This is a genomic window from Pseudomonas sp. KD5, assembly GCF_012932895.1.
Taxonomy (GTDB): domain Bacteria; phylum Pseudomonadota; class Gammaproteobacteria; order Pseudomonadales; family Pseudomonadaceae; genus Aquipseudomonas.
Genome location: NZ_JDWJ01000007.1, coordinates 147,377 through 164,129 on the forward strand (window position 1 = coordinate 147,377; position 16,753 = coordinate 164,129).

The 16,753-nt window shown below is 59.1% G+C and carries 16 protein-coding genes; 2 read left to right on the forward strand and 14 right to left on the reverse strand.

Annotated elements, in window-relative coordinates:
- Positions 1–64 precede the first annotated feature (64 nt).
- The 8 genes from AF70_RS16995 to AF70_RS17030 form a co-directional block, all read right to left on the reverse strand.
- Positions 65–955: an ABC transporter permease subunit gene (locus AF70_RS16995; protein ID WP_019580562.1), complete on the reverse strand. Its 891-nt coding sequence runs from the start codon at positions 953–955 to the stop codon at positions 65–67.
- Positions 952–1,833: an ABC transporter permease subunit gene (locus AF70_RS17000; protein ID WP_172901220.1), complete on the reverse strand. Its 882-nt coding sequence runs from the start codon at positions 1,831–1,833 to the stop codon at positions 952–954. The genes AF70_RS16995 and AF70_RS17000 overlap by 4 nt, the downstream gene beginning before the upstream one ends.
- 35 nt (positions 1,834–1,868) lie before the next feature.
- A complete protein-coding gene (locus AF70_RS17005; RefSeq protein WP_018928636.1) occupies positions 1,869–3,011 on the reverse strand; it encodes an ABC transporter ATP-binding protein in 1,143 nt (380 codons plus the stop codon).
- A 61-nt stretch (positions 3,012–3,072) separates the two neighbouring features.
- Positions 3,073–4,170, reverse strand: a complete 1,098-nt coding sequence (locus tag AF70_RS17010) for a polyamine ABC transporter substrate-binding protein (RefSeq protein WP_028939112.1) — start codon at positions 4,168–4,170, stop codon at positions 3,073–3,075.
- 238 nt (positions 4,171–4,408) lie between these two features.
- Positions 4,409–5,503 (reverse strand): polyamine ABC transporter substrate-binding protein, encoded by a 1,095-nt coding sequence (locus AF70_RS17015; protein WP_018928634.1) that lies wholly within the window; start codon positions 5,501–5,503, stop codon positions 4,409–4,411.
- Between the two features lie 182 nt (positions 5,504–5,685).
- The gene (locus tag AF70_RS17020; RefSeq protein WP_018928633.1) at positions 5,686–7,050 is read right to left on the reverse strand and encodes an aspartate aminotransferase family protein; all 1,365 of its coding nucleotides are present in this window, start codon (positions 7,048–7,050) and stop codon (positions 5,686–5,688) included.
- 72 nt (positions 7,051–7,122) lie between these two features.
- A complete protein-coding gene (locus AF70_RS17025; protein ID WP_019580559.1) occupies positions 7,123–8,481 on the reverse strand; it encodes a glutamine synthetase family protein in 1,359 nt (452 codons plus the stop codon).
- A 38-nt stretch (positions 8,482–8,519) separates the two neighbouring features.
- Positions 8,520–9,296 (reverse strand): gamma-glutamyl-gamma-aminobutyrate hydrolase family protein, encoded by a 777-nt coding sequence (locus tag AF70_RS17030; RefSeq protein WP_019580558.1) that lies wholly within the window; start codon positions 9,294–9,296, stop codon positions 8,520–8,522.
- Positions 9,297–9,574: 278 nt separating this feature from the next.
- Between AF70_RS17030 and AF70_RS17035 the strand changes: the two genes are divergently transcribed.
- Together AF70_RS17035 and AF70_RS17040 are read left to right on the forward strand one after the other, a co-directional pair.
- Positions 9,575–10,951 (forward strand): glutamine synthetase family protein, encoded by a 1,377-nt coding sequence (locus AF70_RS17035; RefSeq protein ID WP_018928630.1) that lies wholly within the window; start codon positions 9,575–9,577, stop codon positions 10,949–10,951.
- A gap of 263 nt (positions 10,952–11,214) precedes the next feature.
- Positions 11,215–11,853, forward strand: a complete 639-nt coding sequence (locus AF70_RS17040; protein ID WP_019580557.1) for a TetR/AcrR family transcriptional regulator — start codon at positions 11,215–11,217, stop codon at positions 11,851–11,853.
- A gap of 135 nt (positions 11,854–11,988) precedes the next feature.
- Here the strand turns inward: AF70_RS17040 and AF70_RS17045 are convergent, their stop codons facing one another.
- The 6 genes from AF70_RS17045 to ssuE all read right to left on the reverse strand — a co-directional run bounded on the left by AF70_RS17045 (position 11,989) and on the right by ssuE (position 16,668).
- Positions 11,989–12,204 carry a molybdopterin-binding protein gene (locus tag AF70_RS17045; protein WP_003229256.1) on the reverse strand — a complete coding sequence of 72 codons (216 nt, stop codon included), beginning with the start codon at positions 12,202–12,204 and terminating at the stop codon, positions 11,989–11,991.
- Positions 12,205–12,238: 34 nt separating this feature from the next.
- Positions 12,239–13,045 carry an aliphatic sulfonates ABC transporter ATP-binding protein gene (gene ssuB / locus AF70_RS17050; RefSeq protein ID WP_019580556.1) on the reverse strand — a complete coding sequence of 269 codons (807 nt, stop codon included), beginning with the start codon at positions 13,043–13,045 and terminating at the stop codon, positions 12,239–12,241.
- Positions 13,042–13,824 carry an aliphatic sulfonate ABC transporter permease SsuC gene (gene ssuC / locus AF70_RS17055; protein ID WP_019580555.1) on the reverse strand — a complete coding sequence of 261 codons (783 nt, stop codon included), beginning with the start codon at positions 13,822–13,824 and terminating at the stop codon, positions 13,042–13,044. The genes ssuB and ssuC overlap by 4 nt, the downstream gene beginning before the upstream one ends.
- A gap of 9 nt (positions 13,825–13,833) precedes the next feature.
- The gene (gene ssuD / locus AF70_RS17060) at positions 13,834–14,982 is read right to left on the reverse strand and encodes an FMNH2-dependent alkanesulfonate monooxygenase (RefSeq protein WP_019580554.1); all 1,149 of its coding nucleotides are present in this window, start codon (positions 14,980–14,982) and stop codon (positions 13,834–13,836) included.
- A 25-nt stretch (positions 14,983–15,007) separates the two neighbouring features.
- On the reverse strand, positions 15,008–15,973 hold the full coding sequence (locus tag AF70_RS17065) for a sulfonate ABC transporter substrate-binding protein (protein WP_018928625.1): 966 nt from the start codon (positions 15,971–15,973) through the stop codon (positions 15,008–15,010).
- A 101-nt stretch (positions 15,974–16,074) separates the two neighbouring features.
- Positions 16,075–16,668, reverse strand: coding sequence for an NADPH-dependent FMN reductase (gene ssuE, locus AF70_RS17070; protein WP_019580553.1), 594 nt, complete (start codon positions 16,666–16,668; stop codon positions 16,075–16,077).
- Between the last annotated feature and the right edge of the window lie 85 nt (positions 16,669–16,753).

Here is a 16,753-nt window from a genome sequence, read left to right on the forward strand (position 1 = left end):
CTACGGAATTCACATTCCACTGTAAGAGCTGCCGCAGGCTGCGATCTTTTGATCTGCAGCAGTTTTAAGCCGCTTCCGGTGCCTGCGCCCGACGTACGTCCGGTTGTTTCCAGGAATCGGCAGCGGCTTCCTCGATAGCCAGCTGGATCGCACGCTTGCGGCTTTCTTCGGCGCGACGGCTGAAGAACCAGACCAGGAAGGTCACCAGCGACACCGCCAGCAGAATCAGGCTGGCCACGGCATTGATCTCAGGCTTCACGCCCAGACGCACCGCCGAGAACACTTCCATCGGCAGGGTCGTGGAGCCTGGCCCGGACACGAAGCTCGCCAACACCAGATCATCCAGCGACAAGGCAAACGACATCATGCCGCCGGCCGCCAGTGACGGCGCGATCATCGGAATGGTGATCAGGAAGAACACTTTCCATGGCCGCGCACCGAGGTCCATGGCGGCTTCTTCGATCGACAAATCCAATTCACGCAAGCGCGCCGACACCACCACCGCCACATACGCTGCACAGAATGTGGTGTGAGCGATCCAGATGGTGACGATGCCGCGCTCCTGCGGCCAGCCGATCATCTGCGCCATGGCCACGAACAGCAGCAACAGCGACAGACCGGTGATCACTTCCGGCATCACCAGCGGTGCGGTAACCAGGCCGCCAAACAGTGTGCGGCCCTTGAAGCGGGTGATGCGGGTCAGCACGAACGCCGCCAGCGTCCCCAATGCCACCGCCGCTATCGCCGTGTAGCAAGCGATTTCCAGCGAGCGCACCACTGAGCCCATCAGTTGCGTGTTGTCGAGCAGGCCGACGTACCACTTGACCGACCAGCCGCCCCACACCGTCACCAGTTTCGAGGCGTTGAACGAGTAGATCACCAGGATCAGCATCGGCGCGTAGATGAACAGCAGACCCAGCACCAGCATCAGGTTCGAGAAACGGAAGCGCTTCATTCTTTACCCTCCATTTCCTTGGCCTGACTACGGTTGAACAGGATGATCGGCACAATCAGGATTGCCAGCATCACCACCGCCAGGGCAGACGCCACCGGCCAGTCGCGGTTGTTGAAGAACTCTTGCCAGAGCACTTTACCGATCATCAGGGTTTCCGGACCGCCGAGCAGTTCCGGGATCACGAACTCCCCCACCACCGGGATGAACACCAGCATGCAGCCGGCGATAATGCCGTTTTTCGACAGCGGCACGGTGATCTTCCAGAAGCTGTTGAAGTTGCTCGAGCCAAGGTCCGATGCGGCTTCCAGCAGGCTGTGATCGTGTTTCACCAGGTTGGCGTAGAGCGGCAGGATCATGAACGGCAGATAGGAGTAAACAACCCCGATATAAACCGCCAGGTTGGTATTGAGGATCTGCAACGGCTCGTCGATCCAGCCCATGCTCATCAGAAAACCATTGAGCAGTCCGTTGTTGCTGAGGATGCCCATCCACGCGTACACGCGGATCAGGATCGCGGTCCAGGTCGGCATCATGATCAGCAGCACCAGCACCGTTTGCAGCTCTTTGCGGGCGGTGGCAATGCCATAGGCCATCGGGTAGCCGATCAGCAGGCAGAGGATGGTGCTGAACAGCGCCATCTTCAGCGAGCCTAGGTAAGCGGCGATGTACAACTCGTCATCGCCCAGCATCGCGTAGTTGGCCAGGTTGAGCAGCACCTGCAGTTTCTGGTCAACGAAGGTGTAGATCTCGGTGTACGGCGGAATGGCCACGTCGGCTTCAGCGAAGCTGATCTTCAGGACGATGAAGAACGGCAGCATGAAGAACATGAACAGCCAGATGAACGGAACCCCGATGACCAGCTGACGGCCACCGGGAATTATTCGATTGAGCCGGCGTTTGAGTTTGCGCATGTTCATGAGCGAAGTACCACGCCGCTGTCGTCTTCCCACCACACGTAAACCTGGTCACCCCAAGTCGGGCGCTGGCCACGGCGCTCGGCGTTGGCGACGAAGGACTGCACCAGCTTGCCGCTCGGCAGTTCGACGTAGAACACCGAATGGCCGCCGAGGTAGGCGATGTCGTGCACCTTGCCGCTGGACCAGTTGTGTTCGCAGGTCGGCATTTCGGCCGTCACCAGCAGTTTTTCCGGACGGATCGCATAGGTAACGGACTTGTCCTGCACCGAGGTGCTGATGCCGTGACCCACGTAAATGTTGCGGTCCAGATCCTTGCAGGTGATCAGTGCATGGCCCTCGGCGTCGTCCACCACTTCACCTTCGAAGATGTTGACGTTGCCGATGAATTCGCAGACCAGGCGGCTGGTCGGGGTTTCGTAGATGTCGATCGGGCTGCCGATCTGGGCGATCCAGCCCAGGTGCATGATCGCGATGCGCTCGGCCATGGTCATGGCCTCTTCCTGGTCGTGGGTCACCATGACGCAGGTTACGCCGACGCGTTCGATGATCTCGACCAGTTCCAGCTGCATTTGCGAACGCAGCTTTTTGTCCAGCGCGCCCATCGGTTCGTCGAGCAACAACAGCTTCGGCCGCTTGGCCAACGAACGCGCCAGGGCCACGCGCTGACGCTGACCACCGGACAACTGATGCGGTTTGCGCTTGGCGTACTCGCTCATCTGCACCAGCTTGAGCATCTCGGCTACGCGGGCATCGACCTCGGCCGTCGGGATCTTGTCCTGCTTGAGGCCGAAAGCGATGTTCTGCGCCACGGTCATGTGCGGGAACAAGGCGTAGGACTGGAACATCATGTTGATCGGCCGCTCGTACGGCGGCATGTCAGTGATGTCTACGCCATCGAGGAAAATGCGCCCCTCCGTGGGCCGTTCGAAACCTGCCAGCATCCGCAGCAAGGTGGATTTGCCCGAACCCGAGCCGCCGAGCAAGGCGAAGATTTCGCCTTTCTTGATTTCCAGGGACACGTCGTCCACGGCAATCGTCTCGTCGAACTTTTTGGTGACCCGGTCGATTTTGACCAACACCTGTTTAGGTGATTGGTCGCCCTCGAGGGCTTTCTTATAGGCGCCGGAGGCAACTGCCATTTACGAAACTCCCAACAGAATTTGCAGTTCGCTCAACGTGGCGAACCTGGATAGTTTGACGCTATTTGCCCGACTTGACCTTGGTCCAGCTGCGCGTCATCAAACGTTGTATGTTCGGTGGCAACTCGATGGACACATACGTCTTGTCGAGGACCGCCTGTGGTGGATAAACCGATGCGTCGGTACGTATGGACTGCTCCATCAATTTGTCCGACCCGGGGTTTGGGTTGGCATAGCCGACGGTATCGCTGACCTTGGCAATCACTTCAGGCTTGAGCAAATAGTTGATGAAGGCGTGGGCTTCCTTGACGTTGGCCGCGTCCTTGGGGATCGCCAGCATGTCGAACCAGAGTGCGCCACCCTCTTTTGGAATCGAGTAGGCGATGTTTATGCCTTTACCGGCTTCAGCCGCGCGGGCCTTGGCCTGGAACATATCGCCGGAAAAACCGATTGCAACGCAGATATCGCCGTTGGCCAGGTCCGCGATGTATTTGGATGAGTGGAAGTACGTCACATAAGGCCGCACCGCCAGCAATTTAGCCTCGGCCTTTTTGTAGTCTTCGGGGTTGGTGCTATTGGCGTTCAGGCCCATGTAATTGAGGACCGTGGGCATCATTTCATCGGCGGAGTCGAGGAACGCGACGCCGCAGCTGTGCAGCTTCTTGATGTTTTGCGGCTCGAACACCACATCCCAGGAATCGATCTTGTCGAGGCCCAGCACAGCCTTGATCTTGTCGACGTTGTAACCGATGCCATTGGTGCCCCACAGATACGGCACGGCATATTGGTTACCCGGATCGTTCTGCTCCAGGCGCTTGAGCAACACCGGGTCGAGGTTGGAATAGTTGCCTAGCTTAGACTTGTCGAGCTTCTGGAAAGCGCCAGCCTTGATCTGCTTGCCAAGGAAATGGTTGGACGGCACGACCACGTCGTAACCGGTACGCCCGGCCAGCAATTTGCCTTCCAGGGTTTCGTTGGAATCGAATACGTCGTAAATCGGCTTGATACCGGCGTCTTTCTGAAAGTCGGCCAGGGTGGTCTCACCGATGTAGTCCGACCAGTTATAAATATGCACCGTGCCGGTGGCCTGGGCACTGACGGCAAGCGTCAGCCCGGCGCCGACCAGCAGGGCATTGCGCAACAAAGAAAAAACAGGCAAGTGGAGGTCCTCTAAAATTAGTTGGGCCCAAGTTGCCCCGCGCTACATGACAGCCATGGCTGCCTGACAACAAAACCGGCGCGCAACTTACCCTCGAAAAACCGTTCCAGCAAACTTTATGAAGATCCTGTAGCAGCTGCCGCAAGCTGCATTCAACTGCGAAGCAGTTGTGCTGTCGAAAAGCGGAGGTCCTTCGGACCTCAACGCAGCCTTCGGCAGCTGCTACAGGGTTTATTACTTATTTACCGGATTTGATCTTGGTCCAGCTGCGGGTCAGTTCGCGCTGGGTTGCGGCTGGCAAATCAGCGATCGCATACAGCTTGGCCTGTACTTCAGGAGTCGGATAGATGCCCGGATCCGAAGTGATGTCCTTGCTCACATACTGGGTGGCTTCAGCATTACCGTTAGGGAAACGCACAGCGTTGGTGATGTCAGCCATTACTTTCGGTTGCAGCAGGTAGTTCATGAACTTGTAGGCCCCCTCGACGTTTTCCGCATCCTTGGGGATTGCGACCATGTCGTAGAAGCTGCCAGCGCCTTCTTTTGGAATGGCGTAGCTGACTTTCACCTTGTCACCGGCTTCGGCAGCACGGGACTTGGCTTGCTGGACGTCACCCGAATAGCCGACGGCTACGCAGATGTTGCCGTTGGCCAGGTCCGAGATGTACTTCGAGGAGTGGAAGTAGGTGATCGAAGGACGAATCTTGAGGAACAGCTCCTCGGCTTTCTTGATGTCTTCTTTCTTCTGGCTGTCGGTTGGCAGACCCAGGTAATGCAGGGCGACCGGCAGCATTTCGGTAGGCGAATCCAGGAAGCTCACACCGCAGCCCTTGAGCTTGGCAATGTTTTCAGGCTTGAGCAGGGTGTCCCAGGAATCGATCGTGTCGACGCCCAGTGCTGCCTTGACTTTCTCAGGGTTGTAACCGATCCCGATCGAGCCCCACATGTAAGGGAAGGCGTGTTTGTTGTCCGGGTCACTGACGGAAACCGCTTTAAGCAGTGATTTGTTCAGGTTGCCGTAGTTGGACAGCTTGGACTTGTCCAGCTCCCGGTAAACACCGGCCTTGATTTGCTTGGCGAGGAAGTTGTTCGACGGTACGACAACGTCGTAACCGGACTTGCCTGCCAGCAACTTGGCTTCCAGGGTTTCGTTGCTGTCGAATACGTCGTACACCACCTTGATCCCGGACTCTTTTTCGAAGTTCGCGATGGTGTCCGGTGCGATGTAATCGGACCAGTTGTACACGTGCAGCACTTTATCGTCGGCCTGAACGGCGCCCGCCATCACGCCCATCAGGGACATGGCGAGGAGGGTCTTGCCAGTTATCTTCATACCTAATGCCTTCATGGGTAATGCTCCAGTTTTTCTTTTTAACCACGTGCTCAGCAGCCTGTTACAGGGCATCCGAACAACCGTTAGTCTGGCAAGATCCAAGGCAGGCTTTCAAGGAAAGCCCCATCCTTTGTTTGCACTGAGCGAAGTGCAGACATTGCACCTCGCTCAGAGCCTAGCACTTAGCCCTGCAACGCACTCAGGGTCAGGTCCAGGCACTTGCGCGCCTTGGTCACCAACTCGTCGATTTCAGCCGGTGTAATCACCAGTGGCGGAGCAATGATCATGGTGTCGCCGACCGCGCGCATGATCAGGCCGTTGTCGAAGCAGAACTGCCGGCAGATCATGCCGACGCCCTTGCCTTCGTAACGCTTGCGAGTGGCCTTGTCCTGAACCAGCTCGATAGCCCCCAACAGACCGACCCCACGCACTTCCCCCACCAACGGGTGATCGTTCAGTTCCCGTAGACGCTTCTGCAAATAAGGTGCCGTCTCTGCTCGCACATGCTCGACAATTTTCTCATCGCGCAGGATGCGGATGTTTTCCAGCGCCACCGCCGCGGCCACCGGGTGCCCGGAATAGGTGAAACCGTGGTTGAAATCACCACCTTCGTTGAGCACCTCGACCACATCGTCATGCACGATCAGGCCACCCATCGGGATGTAGCCGGACGTCAGACCTTTGGCGATGGTCATCATGTGGGGCTTGAGGTCGTAGAAATCGGTACCGAACCACTCACCGGTACGACCGAAACCGCAGATCACCTCGTCGGCCACGAACAGGATGTCGTACTTGGCGAGGATTTCCTTGATGCGCGGCCAGTAGCTGTCTGGCGGAATGATCACGCCGCCGGCGCCCTGGATCGGCTCGGCAATAAAGGCACCGACGTTGTCGACGCCGATTTCCAGAATCTTCTCTTCCAGCTGATTGGCCGCCCAGATACCGAACTCTTGTGGCGTCATGTCACCGCCTTCACCGAACCAATACGGTTGGGCGATGTGGACGATGCCCGGGATCGGCAAGTCGCCTTGCTCGTGCATATAGGTCATGCCACCCAGGCTCGCACCGGCCACGGTAGAGCCGTGATAGCCGTTCTTGCGACTGATGATGACTTTCTTCTTCGGCTGGCCCTTGATCGCCCAGTAGTGGCGAACCATCCGCAGCATGGTGTCGTTGCCTTCGGAACCGGAACCGGTGAAGAACACATGATTCATGCCTTCAGGCGCGATTTCAGCGATGACCTTGGCCAGCTCCAGCACCGGCGGGTGAGCGGTCTGGAAGAACAGGTTGTAATAAGGCAGTTCGCGCATTTGCTTGGCGGCGGCATCGGCCAGTTCATCGCGACCATAGCCGATCGCGACGCACCACAGACCGGCCATGCCGTCGAGGATCTTGTTGCCTTCGCTGTCCCAGAGGTAAACACCCTTGGCATTGGTGATGATCCGCGGGCCTTTCTCTTTCAGCTGCTTGAAGTCGCTGAACGGGGCCAGGTGGTGATCATTGCTCAGGGTTTGCCATGCACGGGTTTGCGGGTTGTTGCTGGTCATGCGAATTCTCCTTGGATTGCAGTGACGGCGCGACGTCAGAGGGCAATCACGCCCCTTGTCGCGCCCGGCGCATCAGACGGCGAAGAGCAGGAACTCCCGCTCCCACGAACTGATCACGCGCTTGAAGTTTTCATGCTCGGCCCGCTTGACCGCGACGTAGCCTGTGATGAATTTCTTGCCCAGATACTTTTCGATGGTCTTGCTGTTTTCCATGCGATCCAGCGCGTCTTCGATGGTTAATGGCAGGCGCAGATTGCGCCGCTCGTAACCACGCCCTACCACCGGGGCACTCGGGTTATGCCCTTCGAGCATGCCGATCAGGCCGCACAACAGGCTGGCGGCGATGGCCAGGTAAGGGTTGGCGTCGGCACCCGGCAGACGGTTTTCCACCCGACGGTTCTGCGGCCCGGCATCCGGCACCCGCAGGCCCACGGTGCGGTTCTCTTCGCCCCACTCCACGTTCACCGGTGCCGAGGTATCCGGCAGGAAGCGGCGGAACGAATTGACGTTGGGCGCGAACAGCGGCAGCAACTCAGGGATGAATTTCTGCAAACCGCCGATGTGATGGAGGAACAGCTGGCTCATGGTCCCGTCTTCATTGGAGAAGACGTTTTTGCCGGTCTCGATGTCGATGATGCTCTGGTGCAAATGCATGGCACTGCCCGGCTCGCCGGTCATGGGCTTGGCCATGAAGGTCGCCGCCACGTTGTGCTTGAGTGCGGCTTCTCGCATGGTGCGTTTGAACACCAGAATCTGGTCGGCCAGGGACAGGGCATCGCCGTGACGGAAGTTGATTTCCATCTGCGCGGTGCCGTCCTCGTGGATCAACGTGTCGAGGTCCAGCTCCTGCAATTCGCACCAGTCGTAGACGTCTTCGAACAATGGGTCGAATTCGTTCGCCGCTTCAATGGAGAACGACTGGCGACCGGTTTCCGGACGACCGGAACGGCCAATCGGCGGTTGCAACGGGTAGTCCGGGTCATCGCTGCGCTTGGTGAGGTAGAACTCCATTTCCGGCGCCACGATCGGCTGCCAGCCGTGGTCGGCGTAGAGTTTCAGTACCTTCTTGAGCACGTTGCGCGGCGACAGCTCGATCGGGTTGCCCTGCTTGTCGTAGGTGTCGTGGATCACGATGGCGGTGGGCTCGATGGCCCAGGGCACCAGGAACACGGCGTTCTGGTCGGGACGGCAGATCATGTCGATGTCGGCCGGGTCGAGCAGTTCGTAATAGATGTCGTCTTCGACATAGTCGCCGGTCACGGTCTGTAACAGAACGCTTTCGGGCAGGCGCATGCCTTTTTCGGCGATGAACTTATTGGTCGGCGAGATCTTGCCCCGGGTGATGCCGGTCAGGTCGCCAATCATGCATTCGACTTCTGTGATCTTGTGGTCTTTCAACCAATCGGTGAGCTGGTCGAGGTTGTTACTCATAAATGCCTCTTAGGCTTGAGTTTCCTGACTTTTATAAGTCAGGCGTTGTTTGACGCATCGGCGTCGCGTTGTAGTGCGCGCTTGCGGCAGGCATCGCCAAATGCCTGGAAAATCGCAAGGTAGTCAGGATTCAAGCTTACCTGCCATTCGGGATGCCATTGCACGCCTAAAGCAAAAGCCTTGCCTTCGATCACAGAGACCGCTTCGATCAGCCCATCGGGCGCCACAGCTTCCACACGAAGGCCCGGCGCCAGCCGCTCGACGCCCTGACCATGAATCGAGTTGACTTGAATCTCGCTCGACAGGCCCAGCCCCGCAAGTACACCACCCGGTTGGACGTGCACCGGGTGACTGGGGGCGTACTGCCCTTCGAGCGACAAGCTGTCGTCTTCACGGTGATCCATGAAGGGACCGGCCTCGTGGACCTTCTGATGCAGGCTGCCACCGAACGCCACATTCATTTCCTGGAAGCCGCGGCAGATACCGAGCACGGGAACGCCAGCCTCGACAGCGGCGCGGATCAGCGGGAGAGTGGTGGCATCGCGTGCAGAATCATGAGCAGTGCCTGGCGCGCTGGCCGGGCCGTTGTAGTGAAACGGTTCTATATTAGAAGGAGAGCCTGTAAAAAGAATGCCGTCCAGAGCGTCCAGAATATCGGACGGCGCCAGTTGATCTGCCAGGGATGGAAGAATCAACGGCAGGCCTTTGGCAGCTGAAGCCACGGCGCGTACGTATTTGTCGCCACTGATGTGATAAGCATGCAGACCGATCTGCTTTGAGCAGGCGGTGACGCCGATTAACGGCAGGCGAGACATGAAGCACCCCGGTATTATTGCTGTTATGGGTTTAAATCGAGCTTAGCCTTGTTCATTTTTTTACACAACACCCCCGTAAAAAATACAACACGGCCCGCTCAAGCCCGCGGGCGCCAAGACGTCAGAAGACAAAAATACGCCCCAAAGTGCCTCAAAAAAGCCTTGCGAGCGCTTTTTTAGGGCAAAAAAGGCCTCGCTTGACTTCGGCATGCCGTTCGGGTTGACTGGAATCTGAAAAGATCAATGATTGATATTTTTAACAACAAAGGTGTTGCATCATGTCGGTACCCCCGCGTGCCGTTCAGCTTAACGAAGCGAACGCGTTCCTTAAGGAACATCCTGAGGTTCTGTACGTTGACCTTCTGATTGCGGATATGAATGGTGTGGTGCGCGGCAAGCGCATCGAACGCACCAGCCTCCACAAGGTTTACGAGAAAGGCATCAACCTGCCGGCCTCTCTATTTGCTCTGGATATCAATGGCTCGACGGTGGAAAGCACCGGCCTGGGCCTGGACATCGGCGATGCTGACCGAATCTGCTATCCAATCCCCGACACCCTGTGCAATGAGCCCTGGCAGAAGCGCCCGACTGCGCAACTGCTGATGACCATGCACGAACTCGAAGGTGAACCTTTCTTCGCCGACCCGCGCGAAGTCCTGCGTCAAGTAGTGACCAAGTTCGATGAGATGGGCCTGACAATCTGCGCCGCGTTCGAACTGGAGTTCTACCTGATCGACCAGGAAAACGTGAACGGTCGCCCGCAACCGCCGCGCTCGCCGATCTCCGGCAAACGCCCGCATTCGACCCAGGTCTACCTGATCGACGACCTCGACGAATACGTCGACTGCCTCCAGGACATTCTGGAAGGTGCGAAAGAGCAAGGCATCCCTGCCGATGCGATCGTCAAGGAAAGTGCCCCGGCGCAGTTCGAAGTGAACCTGCACCACGTGGCCGACCCGATCAAGGCCTGCGACTACGCGGTCCTGCTCAAGCGTCTGATCAAAAACATCGCCTACGACCATGAGATGGACACCACCTTCATGGCCAAGCCTTATCCAGGCCAGGCGGGTAATGGTCTGCACGTCCACATCTCGATTCTTGATAAAGATGGCAAAAACATTTTTGCCAGCGAGGATCCCGAGCAGAACGCCGCACTGCGTCACGCGATCGGCGGTGTGCTCGAGACCCTGCCTGCGCAGATGGCTTTCCTCTGCCCGAACGTCAACTCCTACCGTCGTTTCGGCGCACAGTTCTATGTGCCGAACTCGCCGTGCTGGGGTCTGGACAACCGCACCGTGGCGATCCGCGTACCGACCGGCTCCTCCGATGCCGTGCGCATCGAACACCGTGTGGCGGGTGCCGATGCCAACCCGTACCTGCTGATGGCCTCGGTCCTGGCCGGCGTGCACCACGGCCTGGTCAACAAGATCGAGCCGGGCGCGCCCGTGGAAGGCAACAGCTACGAGCAGAACGAGCAAAGCCTGCCGAACAACCTGCGTGATGCACTGCGCGAGCTGGACGACAGCGAAGTCATGGCCAAGTACATCGATCCGAAATACATCGATATCTTCGTCGCCTGTAAAGAGAGCGAGCTGGAGGAGTTCGAACACTCCATCTCCGACCTCGAATACAACTGGTACCTGCATACCGTGTAAACGGTTGCCGTAAAAACAACGCCGCCGGCTTTACAGCCTGCGGCGTTTTTTTTATGGCCAACCACTAAACATTGTGGCGAGGGGGCTTGCCCCCGTTGGGCTGCGTAGCAGCCCCAGAACAGGCAATCTCGTTGTATCAGGGATACCGCGTTAGCTGGATTGGGGACTGCTGCGCACTCCAACGGGGGCAAGCCCCCTCACCACGGGGTATGGATCATCTCTGCGCTCTGCGTACAATGCCCGCTGCCCTGCAGGAGACTTCAATGACCCGACTCGCCACCCCACGCAAACCCCGCGCACGCAGCCAGGCCCGGATCGATTCGATACTCGATGCCGCCCGCACGCTGCTGGCCGCCGAGGGCGTGGCCAGTCTGTCGATCTACAGCGTCGCTGAACGCGCAGAGATCCCGCCCTCCTCCGTCTACCACTTTTTCGCCAGCGTCCCGGCCCTGCTCGAAGCCCTGACCGCCGACGTCCACGCCGCGTTCCGTGCTTGCCTGCAAGCGCCCATCGACCACCACGCCCTCAACGGCTGGCGCGATTTGTCGCGACTGGTGGAACAACGCATGCTCGACATCTACGACGAAGACGCCGCTGCCCGCCAGTTGATCCTCGCCCAGCACGGCCTGACCGAAGTCACCCAGGCTGACCGCCAGCACGACATCGAACTCGGCGACCTGATGCACAAACTGTTCGACCATCACTTCGAGCTGCCGAAGCTGCCGACAGATGTCGATGTGTTTGCCCTGGCCATGGAGCTGGGAGATCGAGTGTATGCGCGCTCGGTGCAGCAACATGGGCAGATCACGCCGCGCATGGCTGAAGAAGGGATGCGGGTGTTTGATGCCTACCTCGGGCTGTATTTGCCGCCGTATTTGCCCAAGCGTGCTGTTCCAGTCTGATTTTTTTGCTGTATTCACTGGCCCTTTCGCGAGCAAGCCCGCTCCCACATTTGATCTTCACCGAGCTCACTGATTCACGCGCATAAAAAACCCCGAAGGGCTCACACCCTCCGGGGTTGTTGTTGGCGCACGCACTTACAACTTGGCGATCGACACCTCGGTGGATTTCACAAACGCGATCACTTCGCTGCCGACCACCAGTTCCAGCTCTTTCACCGAACGAGTGGTAATCACCGAAGTGACGATGCCGGAGGCAGTCTGCACGTCGATTTCCGAGAGGACGTCGCCGAGCACGATTTCCTTGATCGAGCCTTTGAACTGGTTACGAACGTTGATGGCTTTGATAGTCATGATGTTGATTCCTGTCGTTGGATGAGTTTTTACGTTATTGAGCCCAGCGCAATTGCGTGGGCAATGGTGAAACAGGTTCCGGTTCCGGCGGTTGGCCGGGTACCGACAGCACGCGGTTAAGCACTTCGGTTTCCAGCGCCGCCAGCCGATGGGAGCCGCGAACCCGAGGGCGCGGCAATTCCACTGCCAGGTCGAGACCGACTTCGCCCTCTTCAATCAGAATCACCCGATCGGCAATCGCCACCGCCTCACTGACGTCGTGGGTTACCAGCAACACGGTGAAACCGTGCTTCTGCCAGAGCCGTTCAATCAGTTGCTGCATTTCAATACGGGTCAGGGCATCCAGTGCGCCCAGCGGTTCGTCGAGCAACAGCAGGCGCGGTTGATGGATCAGCGCGCGGGCCAGGGCCACGCGTTGCTTCTGGCCACCGGACAGCGCCGCCGGCCATTCGTGGGCGCGGTCCGCCAGGCCGACCGACTCCAACGCGTCCAGCGCTTGCGGCCGCCAGTTGCCCTTGAGCCCGAGACCGACGTTGTCGATGACCTTTTTCCACGGCAGCAACCGCGCTTCCTGGAACATCAGCCGGGTGTCTTCCCGGGCGGCACTCAGCGGCGCTGAGCCAGCAAACAACTCGCCAGCCGTAGGCTTGTCGAGACCGGCGAGCAAGCGCAACAAGGTGCTTTTGCCACAACCGCTGCGCCCGACCACCGCCACAAACTGCCCGGCAGGAATATGCAGGTCGATCTCTCGCAGCACTTGCCGCGAACCGAAGGACTTTTGCAGCCTGCGCACTGCCAGCGGAATTCCGCGCAGCAGGCGTGGAGGTTGTTGAGCCGTCATGCGGCACCTCCCTTGGCAACCTGATAGGCCGGATGCCAGCGCAGCCACACGCGTTCAAGTCCACGGGCCGCGAGATCAGCGAGTTTGCCGAGCACGGCATACAACAGAATCGCCAGCACCACTACGTCGGTCTGCAAGAACTCCCGGGCATTCATTGCCAGGTAACCGATGCCGGCGTTGGCGGAGATGGTTTCGGCGACGATCAGGGTCAGCCACATGAAGCCCAGGGCAAAACGCACGCCGACCAGAATCGAAGGCAGCGCACCCGGCAGGATCACCTGACGGAACAGGCTGAAACCGGACAGGCCATAACTGCGGGACATTTCCACCAGCGCCGGATCGACGTTGCGGATGCCGTGATAAGTGTTGAGGTAGATCGGGAACAACGTGCCCAACGCCACCAGGAAAATCTTCGCCGACTCATCGATGCCGAACCACAGGATCACCAGCGGAATCAGCGCCAGGTGCGGAACGTTGCGGATCATCTGCACCGAACTGTCGAGCAGGCGCTCGCCCCACTTCGACAGGCCGGTGATAAAGCCCAGCGCCAGGCCAATGCCGCCACCAATGGCGAACCCGAGCGCCGCGCGCCAGCCGCTGATAGCCAGGTGAGTCCAGATTTCACCGCTGCGGAACAGGCTCACACCGGCTTCAATCACCGCGATGGGCGCCGGCAGAATCCGCGTCGACAACCAGCCCTCCGACACCGACAACTGCCATACCGCCAGCAACAGAATCGGCAACACCCAGGGTGCGAGGCTGTGGATAGTTTTCTTCATGGCCACGCCTCAGCTCTGGGACGCGGCTTTGGGAAGAATGTCGTTGGCCACCATCTCGCCGAACGGGCTGACGTAACCGGCGCTTTTCGGCAGTTCCGGGCGCTCGATGTCCAGGTACGGGAACAGCAACTCGGCCACCCGATAGGATTCTTCCAGGTGTGGATAACCGGAGAAGATGAACGTATCGATGCCCAGATCGGCGTATTCCTTCACCCGAGCGGCCACGGTCGGACCATCGCCGACCAGCGCCGTACCGGCTCCGCCGCGCACCAGACCGACACCGGCCCAGAGGTTGGGACTGACTTGCAGGTTGTCGCGACTGCCGCCATGCAAAGCGGCCATGCGTTGCTGGCCGACCGAATCGAAACGCGCCAGAGAAGCCTGGGCGCGGGCAATGGTGTCATCGTCCAGATGAGAGATCAGTCGATCCGCCGCTTGCCACGCCTCGGCGTTGGTTTCGCGAACGATCACATGCAGGCGAATACCGAAACGCACGGTGCGCCCGAGCTTCGCGGCTTTGGCGCGAACCTGTGCGATTTTCTCGGCAACGGCGGCCGGTGGCTCACCCCAGGTCAGGACCATTTCGACCTGCTCCGCCGCCAGATCCTGCGCCGCTTCCGACGAGCCGCCGAAATACAGCGGCGGACGCGGTTGCTGGATCGGCGGATAGAGCAACTTGGCGCCCTTCACGCTGATGTGCTGACCGTCGTAATCGACGGTTTCGCCTTCCAGGACCCGGCGCCAGATGCGGGTGAATTCCACCGAGGCCTGATAGCGCTCTTCGTGACTGAGGAACAGACCGTCGCCGGCCAGTTCTTCCGGATCGCCACCGGTGACCAGGTTGAACAGCGCACGGCCGCCGGACAGACGATCCAGGGTCGCGGCCTGACGCGCCGCCACCGTCGGGGAAATGATCCCGGGGCGCAGGGCGACGAGGAATTTCAAACGCTGGGTCACCGGGATCAGCGAGGCAGCCACCAGCCACGAATCTTCGCAGGAGCGACCGGTGGGAATCAGCACCCCGCCGAAACCCAGACGATCCGCCGCTTGCGCGACTTGTTGCAAGTAACCGTGGTCGACGGCGCGAGCGCCTTCGGCGGTGCCAAGGTAATGGCCGTCGCCGTGGGTAGGCAGGAACCAGAAGATATTGAGGCTCATGGAGTAGTCTCCTTGGGGAATCGGATTACGGCGCTTTGGCGACGGCTGCCGGTGGCGTCCAGATCACGTCCTTGATACTCAAGGGCTTGGGAATCAGCTTGAGTTGGTAGAAGCTGTCGGCGATTTTCTGTTGGGCGGCGACCACCTCAGGGGTCAGGAACAGCGCGCCGTAGCCCTGGCGCTTCACCGAAGTCAGGGTGATGTCCGCCGGCAGGCCGAGCAGTGGCGAAACCTGTCTGGTTACGTCCTCGGGATTGGCCCGGGACCATTCACCGACCGCGCGCACTTCTTCCACCAGGGTTTTGATCACTTGAGGATTTTTCTGCGCATAAGGCTTGGTCGCCAGATAGAACTGATGGTTGTCGACGATGCCTTTACCATCGCGCAAGGTGCGCGCTTGCAGTTGCTGTTCGGCGGCAGCCTGGTACGGGTCCCAGATCACCCAGGCATCGACGCTGCCGCGCTCGAATGCGGCGCGGGCATCGGCGGGCGGCAGGAACACGGTCTGGATATCGGTGTATTTGAGGCCGGCGTCTTCCAGCGCACGCACCAGCAGGTAGTGCACGTTCGAGCCTTTGTTGAGCACGACTTTCTTGCCCTTGAGCTCCTGCACCGATTTGATCGGCGAGCCCTTCGGCACCAGGATCGCTTCGCTGTGGGGCGCTGGCGGTTCATAAGCGACGTAGAGCAGATCGGCGCCCGCGGCCTGAGCGAAAACCGGAGGCGTTTCGCCGGTGACGCCGAAGTCGATGGAGCCGACGTTCAGGCCTTCAAGCAGTTGCGGGCCGCCGGGGAATTCCGTCCATTGCACGTCCACGCCTTGGGCGGCGAGGCGTTTTTCCAGAGTGCCTTTGGCTTTGAGCAGCACCAGGGTGCCGTATTTCTGATAGCCGATTCGCAAAGTCTCGGCTTGGGCTTGAGTAATGACGCCGAAGGACACAGCCGCAGCAAACAGAGCGACCAGACCACGACGCAAAATGACAGGGCGCATGGCGCTCTCCTTTTTGCAGTTGGGTTTTGGCTGCACCTGCTTGCCCGTTAGCGGGCCAGTAAGGTGAGTACTTCAAATTCAGATGTTGCTTGAGGGCTGGCTTAAATGCTCCAGCGAGCACTCAACAAACGTTCGTTCAACAGGTTCGGATCGAGCGGCTTGGGCCGGCGAGCCATGGCGCTGTAGAACAGCTCCAGCGATTCATTCAGTCGTTGTGCAAGCTCGGGAGCCAACTGCGCCTGGGTGCTGCCTTCGCCGTAAGCGATCTGACTGTCTACGGCGAAAATCCCGTGGAGCATTTCCTGGGCCTTCAACGCCGACAGCACTGGCTTGAGCGCGTAATCCACCGCCAACATGTGGGCGATGCTGCCGCCGGTCGCCATTGGCAGAACCACTTTGTGGGCCAGAGCGCGCTCGGGCAGCAAATCCAGTACGGTTTTCAACGCGCCGGAGAACGAGGCTTTGTAAACCGGTGTGGCGATGAGCAGGCCGTCGGCGTTATCAATCTGTTGCAACAGATCGATCACCTTCGGGCTGTCGAAACGGGCATGCAGTAAATCTTCAGCCGGGAAGTCCCGTACCTGGTAACTCACCACTTCCACACCTTGCTCTTGCAACCAGCGTTTGGAGCGCTCCAGCAACACCCCGGAACGGGAGCGTAGGCTGGGGCTGCCACCGAGTGAGACGACCAGCATTCAGACAATTCCTTGAGCGGTGTTGGCGATTCGCAGCTTGCGATCTCGCATCGATGAAATGACCTTAACAGGTGATTTATATATC